The organism is Hymenobacter sp. UV11 (assembly GCF_004684095.1).
GTDB lineage: Bacteria > Bacteroidota > Bacteroidia > Cytophagales > Hymenobacteraceae > Hymenobacter.
On sequence record NZ_SRII01000004.1, the window covers coordinates 459115 to 479172 of the forward strand.

Sequence of the window (20058 nt, forward strand, 5' to 3'; positions counted from 1 at the left end):
AGAATTAAGGTAAAATAGGTGAACGACGGGGCCCCGCCGACTGGCGGGTTGGCTGGCTGGCCCGGCGAGCCGGGGCCGGCGTGGGGGCTCCCAGCCAGCTTTTACCAAACCAATGGGTGCTGGCCCACCCAATAAACGGAATAACGGCCAGAAAAGTAACGGATAGCAAACAAAAACCTATGAAAAATGCGCCCGCCAGCCGCCCCACAAACCGGTCGCCGAAGCCAAATAGATAGAGTACCAGGCTGGCACTCAGCACAAAGCTGATGGTGGCCAGCACACCCACCCGGCGCCAATTATAGGCGGCCAGGCGGCGGCGCAGGCTTTGCGAGCGGGTAGGGGGGGTAGGGCGAGCCATTGGGGCAAATTTACCGCCGCCGCCGCAACTGCGCCGCGGCCGGGTGGCCGGCCTTGTTTTTTGGGTGCCGCCCTGGCCTCGCTGGGGGCGGCGGTAGTACCTTGCGGCCAGTTTTCCTCACTGCCTGCCCTCGCCGGGGGCGGCCGCTATTTTTTTCTATTTCCATGACTACCCGCACTTTCCGCTTGCTCGGGCTAGCTTTTGCCCTTCCTCTTGTTCTTAGCGCCTGCAGCGACCACCCGAAGGTGGGGTCCGTCAACGTAGAGCAAAGCTCGTACAAAGGAGAGTATGCGCTGCCGCGCCAGGGCACCACCAACGGTGATTCGCTCACCGCCGGCCTCAGCCAGGATACCGCCCGCCACCCCACGGGCAAGCAGCTCTACAACAATGCTGCCCGCTCGGCCGATAAGAACCACGACGGCGTAGCCGACTAATAATCGCAGATTAAGCAGATGGCGCTGATTTCGCAGATTCGAACGGCGCGCACGCCCCTACATTATTACTAAAAAGGCCTCCCTTTCGCGAAGAAAGGGAGGCCTTTTTATGTTTAAGAAGAGCATTTTAGCGCCGTTCGAATCTGCGAAATCAGCGCCATCTGCTTAATCTGCGATTTAGTAGAACACGAAGCCGTTGGGCCCTACTTTCACCGTGAATGAGTCGATAACGGCTCCTCCAGCGGCCGGGTAGCGCAGAAAGCGGCCGTTGGTGGTGTAGCCGGTCGAAACGGCCGCGTAGAGCGTATTGTCGCGCGGGTCGATGCCAAAGCCGTTGAAGTTGCGGCGGATGAAGGGGGTAGTGGGCAGCGCCGTGGCCGTCGTGCTCATCTTATACTCGGCCCCGTTGAAGCCATAATAAAGTTGGGTTTTGTCGGGGCTGATGCGCAGCTGGCTGGGGCTACCCCCGGCAAAAGCCAGCTTGAGCTGCGTGGCCGGGCTGGCCGCCGCAAAGCGCACCAGGGCACCCGGCGTGCTGCTGATAACATTGTACGGCGACACTGTATTGTAAACCGTGAAGCCCGAGCACAGCGCCCAGATGTTGCCGGCCTGGTCGGCCACCACGTTGCGCGGGCCATCGCTGACAGTGACGGTAGACGTTACCTTATTGGTAGCCGCATCAATGATAGATACCGTATTATCATAGCTGTTAGGTACATACAGTAGGCCGTTGAGCGCGATGAGCTGCTCGGGGTTGCGGCCCACCGTGATGCTGTCGATAACGGTGTTGGTGGTCAGGTTCAGCACCATCACCTTGCCGGGCTGGTAGCTGGTGTAGGGCCCGCGCCACGACGTGACGTAGCCCCGCGTGGCCGAGGTAGCGGCAAAATAGCGCGGCTGCCGGATGTTGCGGATGGTGGCCAGGGACTTGAAATCGGGCACGCTTACGACTTCCACTTTATTGGAAGCATTGACGCAGATGTAGCCCTGGGTGCCCGCAATGCCCATATCCTGTATCACATCGCCGAGCGCTGAGCCGTTGTTAATCGTGCCGAAAGCATCCGTCAGCAGCGCCTTGCTGGCGGTGCCGAAGGCACTTATGGTGCCGTCGCCCTTGCCAAACTGGCCTTCGCTCAGGATATAAACGCCCGGCGAAGCCGGCACTGACGGCCCGGCGTCCTCGTTTTTGGGGTCGCAGCCCACCAGCACCGTGGCGCCTAGCAATAGAGCAAGCAGAGATTTTTTCATAGGGAAAGAAAAATGCTGAGGTCAATCAGCTGAAAAAAGAAGAAGTAAAAAATTGAAAATCACTGATAATCGAAGCGCAGGCTGACGCTGAACGCCCGCGGCGGCGCGGGCCGGGCCGGGTAGCTGTCGTAGCGGCGGTTGAGCAGGTTGGTGCTTTGCACGAGCAGGGTGAGGCCGGTGTGGTGGGGTAGGGGCACGGTGCGGCCCAGCGTGGCCCCCAGCAGCCCCACCGCCGGCAAAAAGCTGCTGGCCGACGCATCGGTGTAGGCAAAGCTGCTGAAGGTGAACGCCGTGCTGGCCAGCCAGCCGCGCCACGCGTGGTCGGTGCTAAAGGTGGCGCGGTGCAGCGGCACGTAGGCCAGCTGCACGCCCACGGGGTCGGTATCAGCGGCGATGCCCTGGGTTTTTTGGGTCGAGGTGAAGGCGTAGCTAATCCGCGCCGCCCCTCGGTAGCGACCCTGGCGCAGACGCAGCGCCGAGCTGGCCTCCAGGCCCTGGCTGCGCACCTGGCGCAGGTTGCGCGGCGAGTAGGCGCCGCCCGCGCCCAGCGGCAGCCACTGCACCCAGTTATCCACGAGCTGAGAAAAAGCGGTCAGCTCCGTTTCGAGGGCCAGGTGCGCGGCCGAGCCCAGGCGATGGCGCAGGCCCACTTCGTAGCCGCCGCCGGCCTCGGCCAGCAGGTCGGGGTTGCCGCCGGGCCGCCAGTAGCGCTCATTAAGAGTAGGGGCGCGGTAGGTGCGCGCCGCGCTGGCCTTGAGCGTGAGGCCCGGCCGCTGAGCGGGGGGTAGGGAATCAGAGGCCGAATTAAGCGGCTGATATACATCCCACTCCAGGCCCACGGTGGGCGTGAGGGGCGCCAGGCCGGCCGGTAGCGCTGCCTGGCGCAGGTTGGCCGACAGGCGCAGGGTAGGGCGCGGGTCGTAGCGCAGCAGGGCAAAGGCAGCGGCCCGGTTTTCGGCAATTGGCTCGTCGCCGTAGCCATCCACCAGGGCCGCGAAGTGCTGGGCCTCCAGGCCCAGGCGCAGGCTGCCGCGCGGGCCCAGCGGGGCCGTGTAGTCGGCCTGGCTCTGGGTGGTGCGCACCCGCGAGTTGCTGATGGCGCCCTGGTCGGAGTAATTGATAATGTCCTCAAACCACGCCCCGCGCACCGACCACTGCCCGCCGCCGCTGGTGGTGCGCCGGTAGCCCAGCACTAGGCGGCGGCTCTGGTCAATTTCGCGGGCGTTGGAGCCGGCCACGCTGGTGCCCTGCTGAATCTCGCGGTCGGCGTCGGTCAGCCACACCGAGGCGGTGAGCTCGCCGGCCGCGCCCACCCGCCACGCCAGGTCAGGGCTGAAGCTCCACTGGTGGCGCAGGGCCGCGTTTTGCATGGTGTAGCGCACCAGGCCGGCGGGCTCGCGCACCAGGTAGGGGTAGTCGTTTTGGGCCTGGCGGTAGCTGGCGGCCACCCGCACGGCCAGGGTGGCGCTCGCCGCGCGGGCCTCCACGTTGCCGCCCCGCAGGCCAAAGCTGCCGGCATCGGCCTGCACGCTGCCGCGCAGGCCGGGCCGCCAGTCGGGCTCGGTGCGCAGCACAATGGCCCCGCCCACGGCCCCGCTGCCGTAGAGCGCGGCGGCCGGCCCCAGCTGCACCGCCAGCTGCGTATTGCCACTGATGGGTAGCAGCGACAAGTCATTCTGGCCCAGCGTGGGCAGCATGATATTCAGGCCGTTCCAGAGCACGGCCGTGTGCTGCGCCGCCGTGCCCCGCAGCGAGATAGTAGCCAGCTGCCCCGGCCCGTAGTTCTTGATATACAGCCCCAGCCGGCCGCCGAGCACGTCGGTGGCGGTGCCGCCGCGGTACTGCGCCAGCACCGCCGAGTCGACCTCCAGTCGGCGGCTGCCCACGGCAAAGCGCTCGGGCCGCACGGCGCGCACCTGCGCCTCGGGCAGCCGGTGGGCGCGGGTGGTGAGCGTGTCGGGCCGGGTGGGGGCGGTAGGGCGGCTGGGCGCGGTTTGGGCGTGCGCGGTGGCGCCGGCCGCCAGTAGCGCCGCCAGGACACAGCCGCGCCGCCGGCCCAAAGAGCCGATAGCTGATTTCGCTAAAAACTTGAAAACCAACACGAACTAAATTTTCCAACGAAAATTCAGTCCAAAACCCCGTGGAGATTTTCGGGCCGAAGCCAGAAAGCACGCCGGGGCTGAGGCCGAGCGCTATCGCCTACCCCCAGCCTGGCGGCCGGGTGCGGGCAAGCGCGCTCGTTCTCCGCTCGTCCTCCGCGAGCGCTGAACCTGTGAATGCCCTGGCAGGTCTCCTGGCTTGCGCTGCCGGGTGGGCTGCCTTCCCACCAGCCTGGTTATCAAGTAATAACCAAAGCCAGCAGTGGCGTGGGGTGCCCACCCCGATGTAGCGCGTACAGTTGCGGGGACAGCTCCGGCATTGAACCGGATTCCCTTTTCAACCTCGCTCCGTGGGTAGGAGTCTGGTCACCGTGGCGGGTGCAAAGGTAGGGGATTGTCAATTATCAGTGAGCAATGAGCAATTATCAAGGGGCAAGAAGCGGTTAGCCAAACCGTCTGTCATTGCGAGCGTAACGAAGTGGAGCGCGGCAATCGCACCCGAACGAGTCGTCTAAACATCGCTCGGGTGCGATTGCCGCGCTCCACTTCGTTACGCTCGCAATGACAAATACCCTACCCCTTGCTTTTTATCAGCGGCCCGACGTGCTCGCCATCGCCCGCGAGCTGCTAGGCAAGCGCGTGTGCACCCGCATCGACGGCGAGCTGACCACCGGCCGCATCGTCGAAACGGAGGCCTACCGGCACGAGGGCGACCCTAGCATCACGCTGCACCTGCAGCGCAAGGCCCGGCAGGCGCAGGCGCTGTACCAGCCCGGCGGCCACGCCTACCTCTACACCGTGTACCGGGTGCACACGCTCTTCAACCTCACCGTCAACGACGCCGCGCACCCCGACGCAGTACTCATCCGGGCCATCGAGCCGCTCGCTGGCATAGAGGTAATGCTGCGCCGCCGCGGCCTGCCCAAGGTGGCCCGCAACCTCACCGCCGGCCCCGGCGTGCTGAGCCAGGCGTTGGGCCTCACGCCCGCTCTCAACGGCGAGCTGCTAACGGGGCCAACTATCTGGCTGGAAGACGCTGGCGAAGTAGTTGACAATGAAAATATTATCGCCAGCTCCCGCGTGGGCCTCGAATACGCTGGTGCCGAAGCCGTGGCCCTACCCTGGCGCTTCCGCCTCAAGGACAGCAAGTGGGCCAGCCCGGCGAAGTAGTCAATTATCAATCATCAGTAATCAATTATCAGCCGTTCTTACACGTCAAGTGCGCCAGCAAAACGACTGATAATTGATTACTGATGATTGATAATTGACAAGTGGTGCCGCTCGTCCTTCACGGCATTATGAATGTCCCACTCGATTTCGTGCTCGAAGGCGTGGCGGCGCACGGGGCACTCGGGCATGTGGCACAGCGAGCAGGCCGCGTAGGAGCACGGGTCGGCGTGCACAAACATCTCGACCTCCACGGCCGCGAACCGCGCCCGAATCAGCTCTTCTACTTCGTGAATCTCGGTGTGCACCTTCTCCAAGGAGAAGTAAAACGGCATCTGCATGTGGCAGTCGATGTGCAGGTTGGCGCCGTAGCGCTGCACGCGCAGGTTGTGCACATCTATCCAGCAGGGGCGGCGCAGGCGCTGCAATTCGGCAATGACCTCGGCCACGGTCGAAAGGTCGCTCTCGTCCATAAGGCCCGATACCGAGCTTCTAACCAGCTGGTAGCCATTGAATAAGATAAACGCGCCCAGGCCCAGCGCCGCGCCCGAATCGAAGCGGATGATGCCCGTGAAATGCACCAGCACCAGCGCCGCCGACGACACGATGCTCGTGAGCGCGTCGATGTAGAGGTGCTTGCCATCGCCCACCAGCGCCACCGACTGCACCCGCCGCCCGGCCCGTATCAGCCACAGGCCCAGCCCAAAATTGACCACCGCCGTGCTCGCCAGCAGCGCCACGCCCCAGTCGGGCCGCGCCACCGGGTGCGGGTGCAGAAAGCTCAGCGTAGCGCTATAAAGAATAAAAACGCCCGCGATAAAAATCAGCGCGCCCTCGAAGCCCACCGACAGGTACTCGATTTTGCCGTGGCCGTAGGGATGATTTTCGTCCTTGGGCAAGTCGGCCAGGTAGAGGCTGTAGAGCGCAAAGCCGCTGGTAAACACGTTGATAATACTCTCCAGCGCGTCGGTGAGCACTACCTGCGATAAGGTGAGGCGGTAGGCGTAGAACTTGGTGAGCACCAAGACGATGCTCACGACCAGCGAGAGCAGGCCCAGGCGGCGCTTGAGGCCAGGCGATGCGGACATAAAAAGCAGATTGGGCTCACAAAGGTCGGCACGGTTGCCCGCACTCCGGCCCCTACCCCCCTGCGTGGCCCGGAAGGCAACTTTTTTCGGAGAAAATCAGTATTTAGGGTGGCTTAAAAATATTTTTAGGTTAGCCTAAAAATTGCCCTTACCTTTGTCTTAGTTCTTGATAACCTACGCTTTGCTACCAACTGCTATCCCTGCTACTGACGCTGAAAAGCTCGCCACGCCCGAGGCTGGCTGGCGCCACGCCCGCCAGGGCACCTCGCTAAGTGAAGTACACGCCAGCATTGAGGTGCCGGCCGAGGGCGCCTCGTTCTGGCGCAAGTTTCGGGCCTACTGGGGGCCGGGCCTGCTGGTGGCCGTAGGCTACATGGACCCCGGCAACTGGGCTACCGACCTGGCCGGCGGCGCCCGCTTCGGCTACACGCTGCTAAGTGTGGTGCTGATTTCCAACTTCTTCGCCATGCTGTTGCAGCACCTGGCGGCCAAGCTGGGCATCGTGACCGGCCGCGACCTGGCCCAGGCCTGCCGCGACCACTACTCCAAGCCCGTAGCCATCGGCCTGTGGGTGCTCTGCGAAATTGCCATTGCCGCCTGCGACCTGGCCGAAGTCATCGGCTCGGCCATCGCCCTCAACCTGCTCTTCGGCCTACCCCTGCCCTGGGGCGTGGCCTTCACCACCCTCGACGTGCTGCTGGTTTTGCTCTTGCAAAACAAAGGCTTCAAGATAATTGAGAGCCTGGTAGCGGGCCTCATCTTCTTGATATTCATTTGCTTCGCCTATGAGATAATTGCCTCGCACCCCGACTGGCTGGGCCTGGCCAAGGGCCTGGTGCCGCAGCTGCAAGTCGTGACCAACCCGGCCATGCTCTACGTGGCCATCGGCATTCTGGGCGCCACCGTGATGCCCCACAACCTGTATCTGCACAGCAGCATCGTGCAGGTGCGCCAGATTGAGCAGACGGAAAAAGGCAAGCGCTCGGCCATCAAGTTTGCCACCATCGACTCGACGGTGGCGCTGTTTCTGGCGTTTTTCGTGAACGCGGCCATTCTGGTCACGGCCGCCGCCGCCTTCCACGGCAAGGGCCACGAGGATGTGGCCGACATCGCCGACGCGCACAAGCTGCTAACGCCGGTGCTGGGCGCGGGTGCGGCCAGTGTCGTCTTCGCCATTGCCCTGCTGGCCTCGGGCCAAAGCTCGACGCTGACGGGCACCCTGGCTGGCCAGATTGTGATGGAAGGCTTTCTGAATCTGCGGCTTAAGCCCTGGCTGCGCCGGCTCATTACGCGGCTCGTGGCCGTGGTGCCAGCGCTGGTGGTGGCCATCATCTACGGCGAAAAAGGCACCGGCCAGCTGCTGGTACTCAGCCAGGTTATCCTGTCGCTGCAGCTGTCCTTTGCCGTGGTGCCGCTGGTGCTTTTCACCAACGACAAGCTGAAAATGGGCGTCTTCGTGAACCGCCCCTGGATGCGCGTGCTGGCCTGGGCCGTGGCCGGGTTGATTATCGTGTTGAACGTGTATTTGCTCTGGCAAACGATGCTGGGGAATGAGTAGGGGGTAGGGGGCACCTTAATAAAAATCCATAACAAGGTCCATTTTTCAAGCGGCTGCAAAGCTGGCTATAGGTAGCGCCTTGCCGTTGCTTCTCAGGTTTTTATACAAAATTTTATGAAGCAACTTATTCTCTTTCTACTCCTTGCGCCGCTCTGGGCGCTGGCGCAGAGCCCGCTGCGGGGCCAGGTGCAGGATGCGGCCGGCCAGCCGCTGCCTTTCGCCAGCGTAGCGGTGCCGGCCCTGGCCCAGGGCACCACGGCCGATGAGCAGGGCCGCTTCACGCTGCCCAGCCTGCCCGCTGGCCCGCAGCAGCTGCGAGTGAGTGCCGTGGGCTACGCTACGGCCACGCCCACGGCCACGCTGCCCTTCGATAAGCTGTTCACCATCAGGCTAAAAAGTGAGGGTAGGGAGCTGGCCGAAGTAGTGGTGACGGGCGTGGGCCGGGCCACTGAGTTGCGGCGCTCGCCGGTGCCCATCGCGGCATTGTCGGGCAAGGAAATCCGGCTCAATGCCAATGCCAACGCCATTGATGCGGCCGTGCGCGGCATTCCGGGCCTGAGCGCCGTGACCACGGGGCCTAACGTGAGCAAGCCCTTCATTCGGGGGCTGGGCTACAACCGGGTGCTCACGCTCTTCAACGGCCTGCGCCAGGAGGGGCAGCAGTGGGGCGACGAGCACGGCATCGAGGTGGACGGCTACGGCGTAGACCGCGTGGAGGTGGTGAAGGGCCCGGCAAGCCTGCTCTACGGCTCCGACGCCGTGGCGGGGGTAGTAAACCTGCTGCCGGGCCTACCCACCGGCCCGGCCGGCGAGCTGCATGGCGAAGTATTGAGCGAGTATCAAAGCGTCAATGGGTTAATCGGGAATTCGCTGGGCTTGAATTACCAGAAAAACGGCTTTCAGACCAGCTTCCGCGCCAGCCATCGCCTGGCCCGTGACTACCGCAACCCGGTCGATGGCCTCGTGTACAACACCGGGTTTCGGGAGCTGAACCTGACCGGCATGGTGGGCGTGCAAAAGGCCTGGGGCGGCGCGCACCTCTGGCTCACGGCCTTCGACGACCACCAGGAAATCCCGGACGGCAGCCGCGACTCGCTGAGCCGGCGCTTCACCCGGCAGGTGTTCGAGGGCAGCCAGGATGACATCACGAACCGGCCCATGGTGAGCGAGCAGGAATTGAAAAGCTACGCCATCAGCGACTTGCGCCAGCACATCCGGCACTACCGGGCCTTTGGCACGGGTGAGGTGCGGCTGGGCCCCGGCGAGCTGCGCGGGCTGCTGGGTGTGCAGCAAAACCACCGCCAGGAGTTCAACCACCCCACCGCGCCCGCCCAGCCCGGCCTCGACCTGCGCCTTACCACCGCCAACTACCAGGCCCGCTACCTGCTCGACGCCTGGCGCGGCTACGAGTTAACTATCGGCGCCGGCGGCATGAGCCAAGCCAATACGCATCTGAATGCCACCGATTTCCCCATTCCGGCCTACCGCCTCTTCGACCTCGGCGGCTTCGGGCTGCTGAAAAAGACTTTCGGCGCGCTGGAGCTGACCGGCGGCCTGCGCTACGACGTGCGCCGCGTGCGCTGGGACGATTTTTACGTGGCGCCCAACCCCGCCACCGGCTTCGACGGCGCGGCGGAGGGTAGGGCGCCGGGCGCGCAGCTGCAGTTCGCCGACTTTGCCAAAACCTATCGGGGGCTGTCGGCCAGCCTGGGCGGCAGCTACGCCGCGGGCGAGCACCTGGTGCTGCGAGCAAACGTATCGCGGGGCTACCGCGCGCCCAATATTCCTGAAATTGGCTCCAATGGCCTCGACCCCGGCGCGCACATCATCTACCTGGGCAACAGGAATTTTACGCCCGAGTTTAACTGGCAGGAAGATGTGGGCGTGCTCTGGAAATCGGCCGATTTTGAAGCCAGCGCGGAGGCGTTTTACAACCACGTCGAAAACTTCATTTACCAGGCCAAGCAGTACGACACCCAGGGCCAGGCCCTGACCGACGCGCTCGGCAACTCGACCTACCAGTTTGAGCAGGCCGCCGCCAACCTCTACGGCGGCGAGGTGGCCTTCAACCTGCACCCCACGGCCCTGCCCTGGGTCAGCCTGCGCACCGGCGCGGCGCTGGTCATCGGCCTCAACGAGAACCCCGCCCTGCGCGAGCGCGTGGGCAACGCCGGCCGCTACCTGCCCCTGATACCGGCCCCTTCGTCGCGCACCGAGCTGCGCCTCACTGCGCCCGAGCGCGGGGGTAGGCGCCTCACCGCCAGCTACCTGCGCTTCACGGTAGAAGCCACCGCCACCCAAAGCCGCTTCTACGCCGTGGATGGCGCCGAAACCCGCACGCCCGGCTACGTGCTCTGCGGCCTGGGCGCGGGCACCAGTCTGCGCACCCGCGCCGGCCGCGAGGTGGCGCAGCTGGTGCTGCAGGCTGACAACCTCTTCGACGTGGCCTACCAGGCCCACCTCAACCGCCTTAAGTACTTCGAGTACTACGCAGCCTCGCCCAACGGCCGGCTGGGCATCTACAGCCCCGGCCGCAACCTGAGCGTGAAGGTGGTGGTGCCGTTTTAGCGGGGGTAGGGGGGTAGGGGTAGGCACCCTGGCTATATAAGCGCCACGCTACGTGAAGGCAAGATTAAGGGAAATAGCTGAAAGTGTCTTATACTTGACGCTACGGATTGTTTCTCTTACCCTTACCCCTTCGTTCTATGTCGCATACTTACTTAGCCAGAACGTCTTGTGCCCTTGGGATGGGCTTGCTGCTGCACACCGCGGCGTGGGCCCAGGCTGGCCAGCGGTTTACGCTCATCGGGCGCGTGCGTGATGCCGGCGGGCAGGGCTTGCCGGGCGCCACGGTGCTGCTGAAGGGCACGACCCAGGGCGCTACCACCGGCCTCGACGGCGCGTACTCGCTCACTGGCACCCAGGCGCCGGGTGCCTACACGCTCACGTTTTCGCTGGTAGGCTACAAAACGGAGTCGCGCTCGGTGACGCTGGGCGGCGCCGAAACCGTGACCACCGACGTGCTGCTGGCCGAAAGCCACCAGAACCTCGACGAGGTGGTGGTGGTGGGCTCCACGGTGACGACCAGCCGGCGCGAGCTGGGCAACGCCATCAGTACCATCAGCGGTAATGACTTGACGCAGAGTGGTTCGGGCGGTGTGCTCAACTCGCTGCAGGGCAAGGTGCCGGGCGCGCAGATAACGCAGAACTCGGGCGACCCGTCCGGCTCCATTTCGGTGCGCCTGCGCGGGGTGCACTCGCTGGCCGGCTCTTCGGACCCGCTCTACGTCATCGACGGTGTCATCATCAGCAATGCCAGCACCAACGTGTCGCAGCTGGCGCTCAGCAACGACATTGGCGTGGCCAACGCCGGCCAGAACCGCCTGGCCGACCTCAACCCCAACGACATTGCCAGCATCAACGTCATCAACGGGGCGGCGGCGGCGGCGCAGTATGGCTCGCGGGCCTCAAACGGGGTAGTGCTCATCACCACCAAGCGCGGGCAGGCGGGCGCGCCGCGGGTGTCGTTCAGCACCAGCTTTCAGCTCAACGAGCTGCGCCACATGGTGCCGGTGAATACCTACGGCAAGCAGTTTGGCTACGCTGGGCTGCGGCTCTACACCATCGGCGCGCCGGCGGTGGCCGCCAATCCCGGCACCACGACCACTGGCATCACCCGCGCGGGCGTGACGACGCAGCTGGCTACCAACCTGGTAGATGTGACGCGCTACAACTACTTCGACCAGATTTTTCAGAAGGGCTACGGCACCGACGATGCCGTGTCGGTGGCTGGCGGCTCGGAGCGCACGCAGTATTACTTTTCGCTGGGCTACCTCAAAAACCAGGGCATCATCAAGGGCACCGACTTCACGCGCTACAACCTGCGGGCGCGCATCGACCAGCGCCTCACCAGCTGGGCAAAGGTGTCGGCGGGCCTGAGCTACATCAACAGCTTTTCGAATGAGAAGGCCAACGGCAACGTCTTCTACAGCCCCATTAATTCGGTCAACATCACCAACAACATCTACGATATCACGCAGCGCGACGCCAGCGGCAACCTGCTGGCCGTGGAGCCCACCCGCGTGAACCCGCTCTCGACCATCGAGGACATGAAATTCACGCAGGGCATCAACCGCACCATCAGCGACGTGCAGGTGAACCTGACGCCCCTCAAGGGACTAAGCGTGGACTACGTGCTGGGCGTGGATGCCTACTCGCAGGCCGGCCAGAGCTACATCCGGCCCTACCCCTACCAGGCCACTGCGGGCCTGCCGGCCGCGCGCTACCCCCTCGGCTACGCCGCCAACGGCAACAACGTGGTGCTCCAGCTCAACTCCGATGTGAACGTGGGCTACGAGCATTATTTCACCGAAAACCTGAAGTTGAACCTGCTCGCCGGCTACAGCTATCAGTATAGCCAGCAGGACTATACCACCACCCAAGGCCAGAACCTGGCGCCCTTCATCACCACCGTGAGCGGGGCCTCGAATACCACCGTGACCTCGGCCTACGCGCTCGACCGCTTCGATTTGAGCGGCTACTACGGGCAGGCCACGGTGGGCTTCCACAACCTGGCTTTCATCACCGGCTCGCTGCGGCGCGACCGCTCCTCCAAGTTTTCAGAAACGCAAACCAACCAGCTTTACCCCAAAATCAGCGGCTCGCTGGTGGTGTCGGACCTGGGTTTTTGGCAAAATGCGGGCTATGCCAAGGCCTTTAACAGCCTCAAGCTGCGCGCCAGCTACGGTGAGGCCGGCAACCTCACGGGTATCAATTCCTACGACCGGTTTTATCAGTTTCAGCCGGTCGGGTTTTTAGGTAAGAATACCATCGTGCCCGGCACCCAACTGGCCAACCCCGCCGTGCGCCCCGAGCGCATGGCCGAGTTTGAGTTTGGCGCCGACCTGGGCTTCCTCAATGACCGGCTGGGGTTGGGCATCACGGCTTATCGCCAGAAAATCACCGACTTGGTAGTGCGCCGTAACCTGGCCGCCAGCACCGGCGGCTCGACCATTATCAACAACGTGGGTTCAATGGAAAACCGCGGCCTGGAAGTGGTGCTGAGCGCTACCCCCGTCAAAGCCAGCGGCTTCACCTGGGATATTGCTCTCATTTACAACCGCAACCGCAACAAGGTGCTCGACCTGCCCGGCTCGAATGGCGCCACCCAGGCCATCTCGATTGACAACGCCGCCGGCGCGCCGGTGTACCTGCTCAACGGCCAGCCGGCGGGCGTGTTCTACGGCTCGGCCTACGCCCGCAACCCCGACGGCTCGCTGCTGCTCACGCCCCAGGGCTTTGCGCAGGACGAGCGTACCACCGGCCAGGCCGTGGGCAGCACCACGTTTGTGCCCTCGCGCGGGGCCGACGGCCAACCCAGCTACGCCGCCGGCACGGCCGTGGCCAACGCCGTAATCGGCAACCCCAACCCCAACTGGACGGGCTCGCTCAACACCACGTTTGCCTACAAAAAGCTGTCGCTACACGTGCTGCTCGACGCCGTGCAGGGCGTCAGCGTCTTCAACGCCGACAAGCGCACCCGGCAGGGGGTAGGGCTCGGCGACCTGGCCGAGCAGGAGCTGCGCGGCAGCCTGCCCCGCGGCTCCATCTTCGCCCTCTACAACACTCAGGAGTTTCGGGTGGACGACGGCTCGTATGTGAAGCTGCGCGAGCTGGCCCTGAGCTACACGCTGCCCACCATCAGCAAGTACCTCAATGCCTTAACGGTGTCAGTGGTGGGCCGCAACCTTTACTCGTGGGATAACTACAACGGTTTCGACCCCGAAACCAGCGCCGGCGGCTCCTCCGATTTGCTGCGCGCCATCGACTTCGGCAACGTGCCGATTCCGCGGGTGTACCAACTCAAGCTGGCGGCTACTTTCTAGGGTTGTTAATTACCAAAAGGCCGTCATGCAGACCGAAGGGAAGCATCTCGTTCGCTTCGTTCACGGGTCGTTTAACGGGGCGGGCGAGATGCTTCCCTTCGGTCTGCATGACGTTCCATTCATCCTTCTTCGCCATCAATTAGATATGAAACGCATCCTCTACCTCGCCGCCCTGCTCGCGCTCGGCGCCTGCAATAAAGAATTTCAGAACCCAAGCACGGCCAGCCAAACGCAAGTCGTGACCTCGTCCGACGGCCTGCTCACACTCTGCAACGGCCTGCAGTATCGCTACACCACCAACGGCCTGCTGAGCGTGCTCTACAACGCCACCGCCCTGGGCGGCCTCAGCACCCGCGAGCTGGCTATCCTGAACGTGGGCAATATCGAGGAATACAACGTGAGCCTGGGCGCCGGCAATGTGAGCAACAGCAACGGCGTGGTGCGCAACGTGTGGACGCAGTGCCAGCTGGTGCGTGCCAATGCCGACCTGGTGCTGGCCAACGTCGGCAATGCGCCGGAGGTGGGCACCCGTAGCGGCATCGTGGCCTACGCCAGCATTTTTCGGGCGCTGGCGCTAGGCACGCTGGCTGAGTTTTTTGAGCAAGCCCCGCTGGTAACCGGCGACAACGCACCCTTCGTGCCCCGCGCCCAGCTACTGGCCGAGGCCGTGACGCAGCTCGAAACCGCCGCTACGCAGCTGGCCGCCACGCCCGTTTCGGCCGATTTTACCAGCAAGGTTGTGCCCGGCCTCGACCTGGCCAACACGCTGCAGGCCCTCATCGCCCGCTATAGCCTGGAGGCTGGCAACTACGACAAGGCCATCGCGGCGGCGGCCAAAGTCGATTTGACCAAGAAATCAGTATTCAACTTCGACGACAACACCCGCAACCCGATTTTTGAGGTGGCCTTCGGTAACCGCAACGTGTTTGAGCCCACCGACTACAGCCTGGGCCTGACCGGTACCGGTGCGCTCGCGCCCAGCGCCGCCGACCAGCGCCTGCCTTTCCTGATGCGGGCCAACCCTACCCCCACCCAAAACCGCGGCCTGGCTTTTTACACCGCTAATAATGCACCCATCCCGGTGTACCTGCCGGGCGAAATGCTCCTGATTCAGGCCGAAGCCTACGCCCGCAAAAATGACCTGCCCAACGCCATTATTTTCCTCAACCGGGTGCTGACTAAGACGCCGGCCCAGGATAGTTATGGCCTCGGCGCGGCCCTACCCCCCTACGCCGGCGCCACGACCCAGGCCGCTGTGTTACTCGAAATATTGCGCAACCGCGACATTGAGCTGGCTTTCCAGGGCTTCCGCCTGCCCGATAGCCGCCGCTTTGGCCGCCCCGGCCCCGGCACTACCGGCGCCGAGCGCAACCGCACCTTTTATCCCTACCCCCGCACCGAGCGCGAAAACAACTCCTCCACGCCCGCCGACCCGGCGATATAACCAACTGTTCTGGCTCCCCTCTCCCGAAGGGCCGGGGCCGGGGGTGGGGTTGCGCGCGGAGGGCGTTTCGAACCACCCGGCCCCCGCGTAGGTTTGTATTCCCGTGCCTAGTTCTTCGCCCCGCCTGCTGCTTATTACCCCGCCGCTCACGCAGCTCAATACCCCGTACCCGGCCACGGCCTACATCAAGGGTTTTTTGGGGGGTAGGGGCTACGAAGTGCGCCAGGCCGACCTGAGTATTGAGCTGGTGCTGAAGCTGTTTTCGAAGGAAGGCCTCACGCGGGTATTCGATGAGATTGAGGCCGGCGGCTACGAACTCAGCGACAATGCCCAGCGGATGTTGCGCCTGCGTCGCCGCTACGAGGCTACCATCAACCCGGCCATCCGGTTTTTACAAAACAAGGACCTCACGCTGGCGCCGCGCATTTGCCACGGCCGGTTTTTGCCAGAAGCCAGCCGTTTCGACAACGTGGCCGACCTCGAAACGGCCTTTGGCACGATGGGCCTCACCGACCAGGCCCGCCACCTAGCCACGCTGTATCTCGAAGACCTCGCCGACCTCGTAAAGGAAACCGTGGGCCCTCAGTTTGGCCTCTCGCGCTACGCCGAAAGCCTGGCCATGTCGGCCACTCACTTCGACCCGCTGCACGACGCCCTGCAAGCGGCGCCTAACCTGGTCGACCGCATACTAATGGAGCTGCTGGATGCGCTGCTGGCCGAAGCCAAACCCGACATTGTGGGCTTCACCGTGCCCTTCCCCGGCAACCTTTACGCCGCCCTGCGCCTGGGCCAGCGCACCAAGCAAGTCAGCCCCGAAACCGTAACCGTAATGGGCGGCGGCTACCCCAACACCGAGCTGCGCGGCCTCAACGAGCCCCGGTTTTTTGATTATATCGACTACCTCACGCTGGATGATGGCGAAGGCCCGTGGCTGCGCCTGTTCGGGTATTTGCAGGATAAAAAAGAACGTCAGAGCGAGCAAAAGGAACGTCATGCTGAGCTTGCCGAAGCATCTTGGCCGCTTCATCCAAGCCGCTTAGATGGAGCGGTAGATATGCTTCGACAAGCTCAGCATGACGTGCTTCTTGGTGGCGTTTCTACTAAAAAGAATGCCGACGGCCGCCACTTGCTTCAGCGAACCTTCCTGCGCAACGAGGCCGGGCAGGTCGAGTACATCAACTACCCGCACCCCGATATTCCTCACCCTGAAGTAGGTACGCCTGATTATTCGGATTTAAAACTAACTGACTACCTGTCAGTTATCGAGGTGCTGAATCCCATGCACCGCCTCTGGAGCGATGGCCGCTGGAACAAGCTCACCGTGGCCCACGGCTGCTACTGGAAGCGCTGCTCGTTTTGCGACGTCACCCTCGACTACATCGGCCGCTACGAGGCCGCGCCGGCCACGCTGCTGGTCGATAGAATCGAGCAAATAGTGGCCCAGACCGGCCAGACTGGCTTTCACTTCGTGGACGAGGCCGCCCCGCCGCTGGCCCTGCGCGATTTGGCCATTGAGCTGCTCAAGCGCCGCGTCAGCATCAGTTGGTGGGGCAATATCCGGTTCGAAAAAACCTTCACCCCCGACCTCTGCCGGCTGCTGGCCGCCTCGGGTTGCATCGCCATCAGCGGCGGGCTGGAAGTAGCTTCAGATAGGCTGCTGGCCCTCATGGAAAAGGGCGTGACCATCGCCCAGGTGGCGCGCGTCACGCAGGGTTTCACCCAGGCCGGGGTGCTGGTGCACGCCTACCTCATGTACGGCTTCCCCACCCAAACGGCCCAGGAAACTGTTGATTCGCTGGAAGTTGTGCGGCAGCTTTTTGAGGCCGGCATCGTGCAGAGCGGCTACTGGCACCGCTTCTCGATGACCGCCCACTCGCCCGTGGGGAAGAATCCCGCCAAGTACCAGGTGGCCGCCACCGGCCCCGAGCCCGGCCCCTTCGCCTGGAACGACCTCTGGCACGACGACCCCCTCGGCGCCGACCACGAAACCTTTGGCCCCGGCCTGGCCAAAAGCCTCTACAACTTCATGCACGGCGTGGCCCTGCGCGAGCCGCTCAGCTTCTGGTTTGATTTCAAAACGCCGCGCCCTACCGTGCCGCGCCAGCTCATCCAACATGCTCTTAGCGAGGCTGAAAAGCCCGACTTCGCCCAGCCCAACCGCCGCCTGTTCTGGCTCGGTAATGTTCCCGAACTGGAGTTAAGAACCACTGGCGGTAGCAATCCCAAGGACAAGAAAACGACCCGCGCCATCCTCACCTGCTACGAGCAGGCTGAAGATTTTGAAGTAAAAACCACCGAAGCCATCGGCCCCTGGCTGCACCAGCTACTCACGCGCCTTAGCACCGATTACGACGCCAAAGTGCTGCTCAAAGAAGCTGCCGCCACCTTCCCGCCCGCCGCTGGCCCCTGGGAAAATTTCCTGCAAAGCCCCGCCTGGCGTCTCCTCCGCGAAAAGGGCTTGCTGCTGGTATAGAGGGGTAGGGCCAGTAGAGACGCGACCCTTCGCGCTTCCCTGCTCGCACGAACCATTCAGGAAAAAGGCGCGAAATTGGTTTAAATAAGGTGGCTTTAACGGTCTTTAAACCAGGCAACTATCTGCGTTAGCAGGCTGGCCTGCGAGCCTTGCCGCACGCGCTGACCGCCCAGCAGCGCCCGCCCGCCCGCAGCATCTGCCTTGGACTGCGCCGTACTATACACGGCCAACAGCGGCTTGCGCTGGGCCAGGTCGCGCCAGGCGCGCCGGGCCGCCAGTGGGGGGGTAGGCAACTCCTGCACCACCACGAAGGCTGGCCGCGAAGCCGTATTGTCGGCATAAAGCAGCGGTAGCTGGCTGGCCGCCCGCCCACCCAGCCAGGCCCCCACGCGCGCCGTATCGACGCCGGCCGTGCGGCGCAGCAGCGCCAGCGAGTTGGCCAGCGCGGGCGCGGTGAGCGTATCGGCGGCGGGCAGTAGCAGCACGGTGTGGCCTTCGCGGGCCAGCGCGTCGGCCCATACCGGGCCTTCGGCGGCGGTAGAGGGGGTAGGGAAAAATGCCAGTGCCAAGCCGGGCAGGCTCTCATCGGCGGGGCTAAAGAGTAGCGCCGGGCCGTTGGTGCCAGCCACTTCATCGCGCCGCACCCGGTACACGGCTGGCTCGGGTGGCCCGCGTCGCACCAGCAGCAGGGGGTAGCGCACCGAATCGAGCCGGAGCGTGCCGCGCCAGAAGTCGCCCTGGCGGCCCAGCGTTAGGGTTTCGCTAGGCCGGCCGGGCCGGGCCAGGCGCAGTGTATCGCCCACAAAAGTTAGCGTATCGCCCACAAAATTCAGGGCGGGCTGCTGGGGCAGCACCAGCTCGGCATCGTAGTGGCCGGGCCGCGGGTGGCGCAGCTCCAGGGCGGCGCGCAGCTCGGGCCGGCCGGGCACTTGCAGGCCGCCGGCAAAGTGCCCGGTGGGCAGCGGCAGCGGGGCCGCCGCGTCGGAGTGGGTGGTGCCCGGCTGGCAGGCGCCCAGGCCCAGCAGCAGCGCCATCACTAGCTGGGGCCGCTCACTTATTCCAGTTATCCAACCTGCCAGATACCGTCGCTGCATGGCCAAAAGTACTACCCGGCCCGGCCCGCCAGCCCTTTGCGATAGAGCAGGTCGCGTTGCACGTCCTCGCCCAGCTTAAAGGCCAGCTCGCCAATTTCGCGGAAGCCGTAACGCTGGTAAAAAGCCTTGGCGCGCTCGTTGTGCTCCCACACGCCCAGCACCACGGCGCTTACGCCTGCCGCCTGCGCCACCTCCAGGCAGCGCCGCATCAGGGTGCCGCCCAGGCCAGTGCCAATCCAGTCTTCCACCACGTAGAGCTGCTTGATTTCAAGCTGTTTAGTGGCAGTGTTTTCGGGGGGTAGTCCCAGGGGTGAGTCAGTGGCCAGCAGGGCGTAGCCCACGGTTTGGCCCTGCATTTCGGCCAGCAAAAAGGTATTGCGCGGGTCTTGGAGCTGCGCCAGCTGCAGGTCGGGCCCGTAGGCTTCGGCCAGGTAGGCGGCCATATCCTCGGGCGTATTGGTGGCGGCGAAGGTTTCGCTGAACGTTTGGCGGCCCAGTGCGGCCAGGCGGGTAGCGGTGGCCAGGTTGGCCTTCGCCACAGAAATGCGGAGCGGAGATGACATACTACCCGCAAAGGTGCAGCCGCCGGGCGGCTTGTGGCCCAGCCTAGCCTCCGCCCGCCCGGCCTACCCGCCAGCCCGCGTAGCTGGTAAGCAGGCCCGCGCCCAGGCCCAGCAGCACGCTCGCCAGCGGCCCGGTCCCCAGCACGCCCAGCTTGTGCCACTCGGCCAGCAGCACGTACAGCCGTAGCAACTGCCCTATTACCAGTAGAATACCGGCCGCAATGAGCAGCGCCGCCACTACACGGCGCGAAGCAGGGGGTAGGAAAGTGCGGGAAGAAGGGCGACGGGCCATAAGCAGCTTCTAAACTACGGCGGGCGCCCCGATGTTCCGCACCTTGCTATTTGGCGCGTCCGCCCTACCTTTGCCCCACCAAATACCCCGCGAGAGTAGCTCAGTTGGTAGAGCATCAGCTTCCCAAGCTGAGGGTCGCGAGTTCGAGCCTCGTTTCTCGCTCATTCAGTAGCAGCCACCCAGATGTTTATCTGGGTGGCTGTTTTGCTTTCAGGCCAATGCGGCCACACGCGCATAAAAAGACGGGATGCCAATCTGCCCCGCGTAGTTGGAGTAAGTGCATGATAGCAATAGTCGGAAGCTATTAGCAGCCGGGATTAACCGTTTAGTCTAGAAGGTAATTCAGGCTTTGCCG

14 protein-coding genes, 1 tRNA gene and 1 riboswitch are annotated in these 20058 nt (G+C 63.8%); of the genes, 8 read left to right on the plus strand and 7 right to left on the minus strand.

The window, feature by feature from the left end; genetic code table 11:
• Positions 1-4 precede the first annotated feature (4 nt).
• Positions 5-358, minus strand: coding sequence for a hypothetical protein (locus E4631_RS09355; RefSeq protein WP_133656102.1), 354 nt, complete (start codon positions 356-358; stop codon positions 5-7).
• Positions 359-522: 164 nt separating this feature from the next.
• Here E4631_RS09355 and E4631_RS09360 point away from each other — a divergent pair, with 164 nt between their 5' ends.
• Positions 523-792, plus strand: a complete 270-nt coding sequence (locus E4631_RS09360) for a hypothetical protein (RefSeq protein WP_133656101.1) — start codon at positions 523-525, stop codon at positions 790-792.
• 177 nt (positions 793-969) lie between these two features.
• Here the strand turns inward: E4631_RS09360 and E4631_RS09365 are convergent, their stop codons facing one another.
• Entirely contained in the window at positions 970-2040 is a 1071-nt protein-coding gene (locus E4631_RS09365) for a YncE family protein (protein WP_133656100.1), read from the minus strand.
• A 59-nt stretch (positions 2041-2099) separates the two neighbouring features.
• Positions 2100-4142 carry a TonB-dependent receptor gene (locus E4631_RS09370; RefSeq protein WP_133656099.1) on the minus strand — a complete coding sequence of 681 codons (2043 nt, stop codon included), beginning with the start codon at positions 4140-4142 and terminating at the stop codon, positions 2100-2102.
• 163 nt (positions 4143-4305) lie between these two features.
• A riboswitch (cobalamin riboswitch) is annotated at positions 4306-4528 on the minus strand.
• A gap of 172 nt (positions 4529-4700) precedes the next feature.
• On the opposite strand from E4631_RS09370, the gene E4631_RS09375 reads away from it, so the two are divergent.
• The gene (locus E4631_RS09375) at positions 4701-5309 is read left to right on the plus strand and encodes a DNA-3-methyladenine glycosylase (RefSeq protein WP_133656098.1); all 609 of its coding nucleotides are present in this window, start codon (positions 4701-4703) and stop codon (positions 5307-5309) included.
• 77 nt (positions 5310-5386) lie between these two features.
• Here the strand turns inward: E4631_RS09375 and E4631_RS09380 are convergent, their stop codons facing one another.
• A complete protein-coding gene (locus E4631_RS09380) occupies positions 5387-6394 on the minus strand; it encodes a cation diffusion facilitator family transporter (protein ID WP_133656097.1) in 1008 nt (335 codons plus the stop codon).
• A gap of 181 nt (positions 6395-6575) precedes the next feature.
• On the opposite strand from E4631_RS09380, the gene E4631_RS09385 reads away from it, so the two are divergent.
• From E4631_RS09385 to E4631_RS09405, 5 genes are all read left to right on the plus strand, one after another.
• Positions 6576-7952, plus strand: coding sequence for an Nramp family divalent metal transporter (locus tag E4631_RS09385; protein WP_262709788.1), 1377 nt, complete (start codon positions 6576-6578; stop codon positions 7950-7952).
• A gap of 114 nt (positions 7953-8066) precedes the next feature.
• Entirely contained in the window at positions 8067-10520 is a 2454-nt protein-coding gene (locus E4631_RS09390) for a TonB-dependent receptor (RefSeq protein ID WP_133656096.1), read from the plus strand.
• A 137-nt stretch (positions 10521-10657) separates the two neighbouring features.
• On the plus strand, positions 10658-13837 hold the full coding sequence (locus tag E4631_RS09395; protein WP_133656095.1) for a SusC/RagA family TonB-linked outer membrane protein: 3180 nt from the start codon (positions 10658-10660) through the stop codon (positions 13835-13837).
• A 145-nt stretch (positions 13838-13982) separates the two neighbouring features.
• The gene (locus E4631_RS09400) at positions 13983-15281 is read left to right on the plus strand and encodes a RagB/SusD family nutrient uptake outer membrane protein (protein WP_133656094.1); all 1299 of its coding nucleotides are present in this window, start codon (positions 13983-13985) and stop codon (positions 15279-15281) included.
• 103 nt (positions 15282-15384) lie between these two features.
• Positions 15385-17754 (plus strand): radical SAM protein, encoded by a 2370-nt coding sequence (locus E4631_RS09405; RefSeq protein ID WP_240734785.1) that lies wholly within the window; start codon positions 15385-15387, stop codon positions 17752-17754.
• A gap of 95 nt (positions 17755-17849) precedes the next feature.
• Here the strand turns inward: E4631_RS09405 and E4631_RS09410 are convergent, their stop codons facing one another.
• Genes E4631_RS09410 through E4631_RS09420 form a run of 3 tightly spaced genes read right to left on the minus strand, consistent with a single transcriptional unit; the run spans position 17850 to position 19703 of the window.
• Positions 17850-18848: a hypothetical protein gene (locus tag E4631_RS09410; protein WP_133656093.1), complete on the minus strand. Its 999-nt coding sequence runs from the start codon at positions 18846-18848 to the stop codon at positions 17850-17852.
• Positions 18849-18859: 11 nt separating this feature from the next.
• Positions 18860-19411 (minus strand): GNAT family N-acetyltransferase, encoded by a 552-nt coding sequence (locus tag E4631_RS09415; protein ID WP_133656092.1) that lies wholly within the window; start codon positions 19409-19411, stop codon positions 18860-18862.
• 43 nt (positions 19412-19454) lie between these two features.
• On the minus strand, positions 19455-19703 hold the full coding sequence (locus E4631_RS09420; protein WP_133656091.1) for a hypothetical protein: 249 nt from the start codon (positions 19701-19703) through the stop codon (positions 19455-19457).
• A gap of 89 nt (positions 19704-19792) precedes the next feature.
• Here E4631_RS09420 and E4631_RS09425 point away from each other — a divergent pair.
• Positions 19793-19865 (plus strand) — tRNA-Gly (locus tag E4631_RS09425).
• The last annotated feature ends 193 nt before the right edge of the window (positions 19866-20058 follow it).

Excerpts from the sequence above, each read along its gene's own strand:
- E4631_RS09355 (WP_133656102.1), bottom strand. The coding sequence starts at position 358 with ATGGCTCGCCCTACCCCCCCTACCCGCTCGCAAAGCCTGCGCCGCCGC.
- E4631_RS09360 (WP_133656101.1), top strand. The coding sequence starts at position 523 with ATGACTACCCGCACTTTCCGCTTGCTCGGGCTAGCTTTTGCCCTTCCT.
- E4631_RS09365 (WP_133656100.1), bottom strand. The coding sequence starts at position 2,040 with ATGAAAAAATCTCTGCTTGCTCTATTGCTAGGCGCCACGGTGCTGGTG.
- E4631_RS09375 (WP_133656098.1), top strand. The coding sequence starts at position 4,701 with ATGACAAATACCCTACCCCTTGCTTTTTATCAGCGGCCCGACGTGCTC.
- E4631_RS09380 (WP_133656097.1), bottom strand. The coding sequence starts at position 6,394 with ATGTCCGCATCGCCTGGCCTCAAGCGCCGCCTGGGCCTGCTCTCGCTG.
- E4631_RS09390 (WP_133656096.1), top strand. The coding sequence starts at position 8,067 with ATGAAGCAACTTATTCTCTTTCTACTCCTTGCGCCGCTCTGGGCGCTG.
- E4631_RS09395 (WP_133656095.1), top strand. The coding sequence starts at position 10,658 with ATGTCGCATACTTACTTAGCCAGAACGTCTTGTGCCCTTGGGATGGGC.
- E4631_RS09400 (WP_133656094.1), top strand. The coding sequence starts at position 13,983 with ATGAAACGCATCCTCTACCTCGCCGCCCTGCTCGCGCTCGGCGCCTGC.
- E4631_RS09410 (WP_133656093.1), bottom strand. The coding sequence starts at position 18,848 with ATGCAGCGACGGTATCTGGCAGGTTGGATAACTGGAATAAGTGAGCGG.
- E4631_RS09415 (WP_133656092.1), bottom strand. The coding sequence starts at position 19,411 with ATGTCATCTCCGCTCCGCATTTCTGTGGCGAAGGCCAACCTGGCCACC.
- E4631_RS09420 (WP_133656091.1), bottom strand. The coding sequence starts at position 19,703 with ATGGCCCGTCGCCCTTCTTCCCGCACTTTCCTACCCCCTGCTTCGCGC.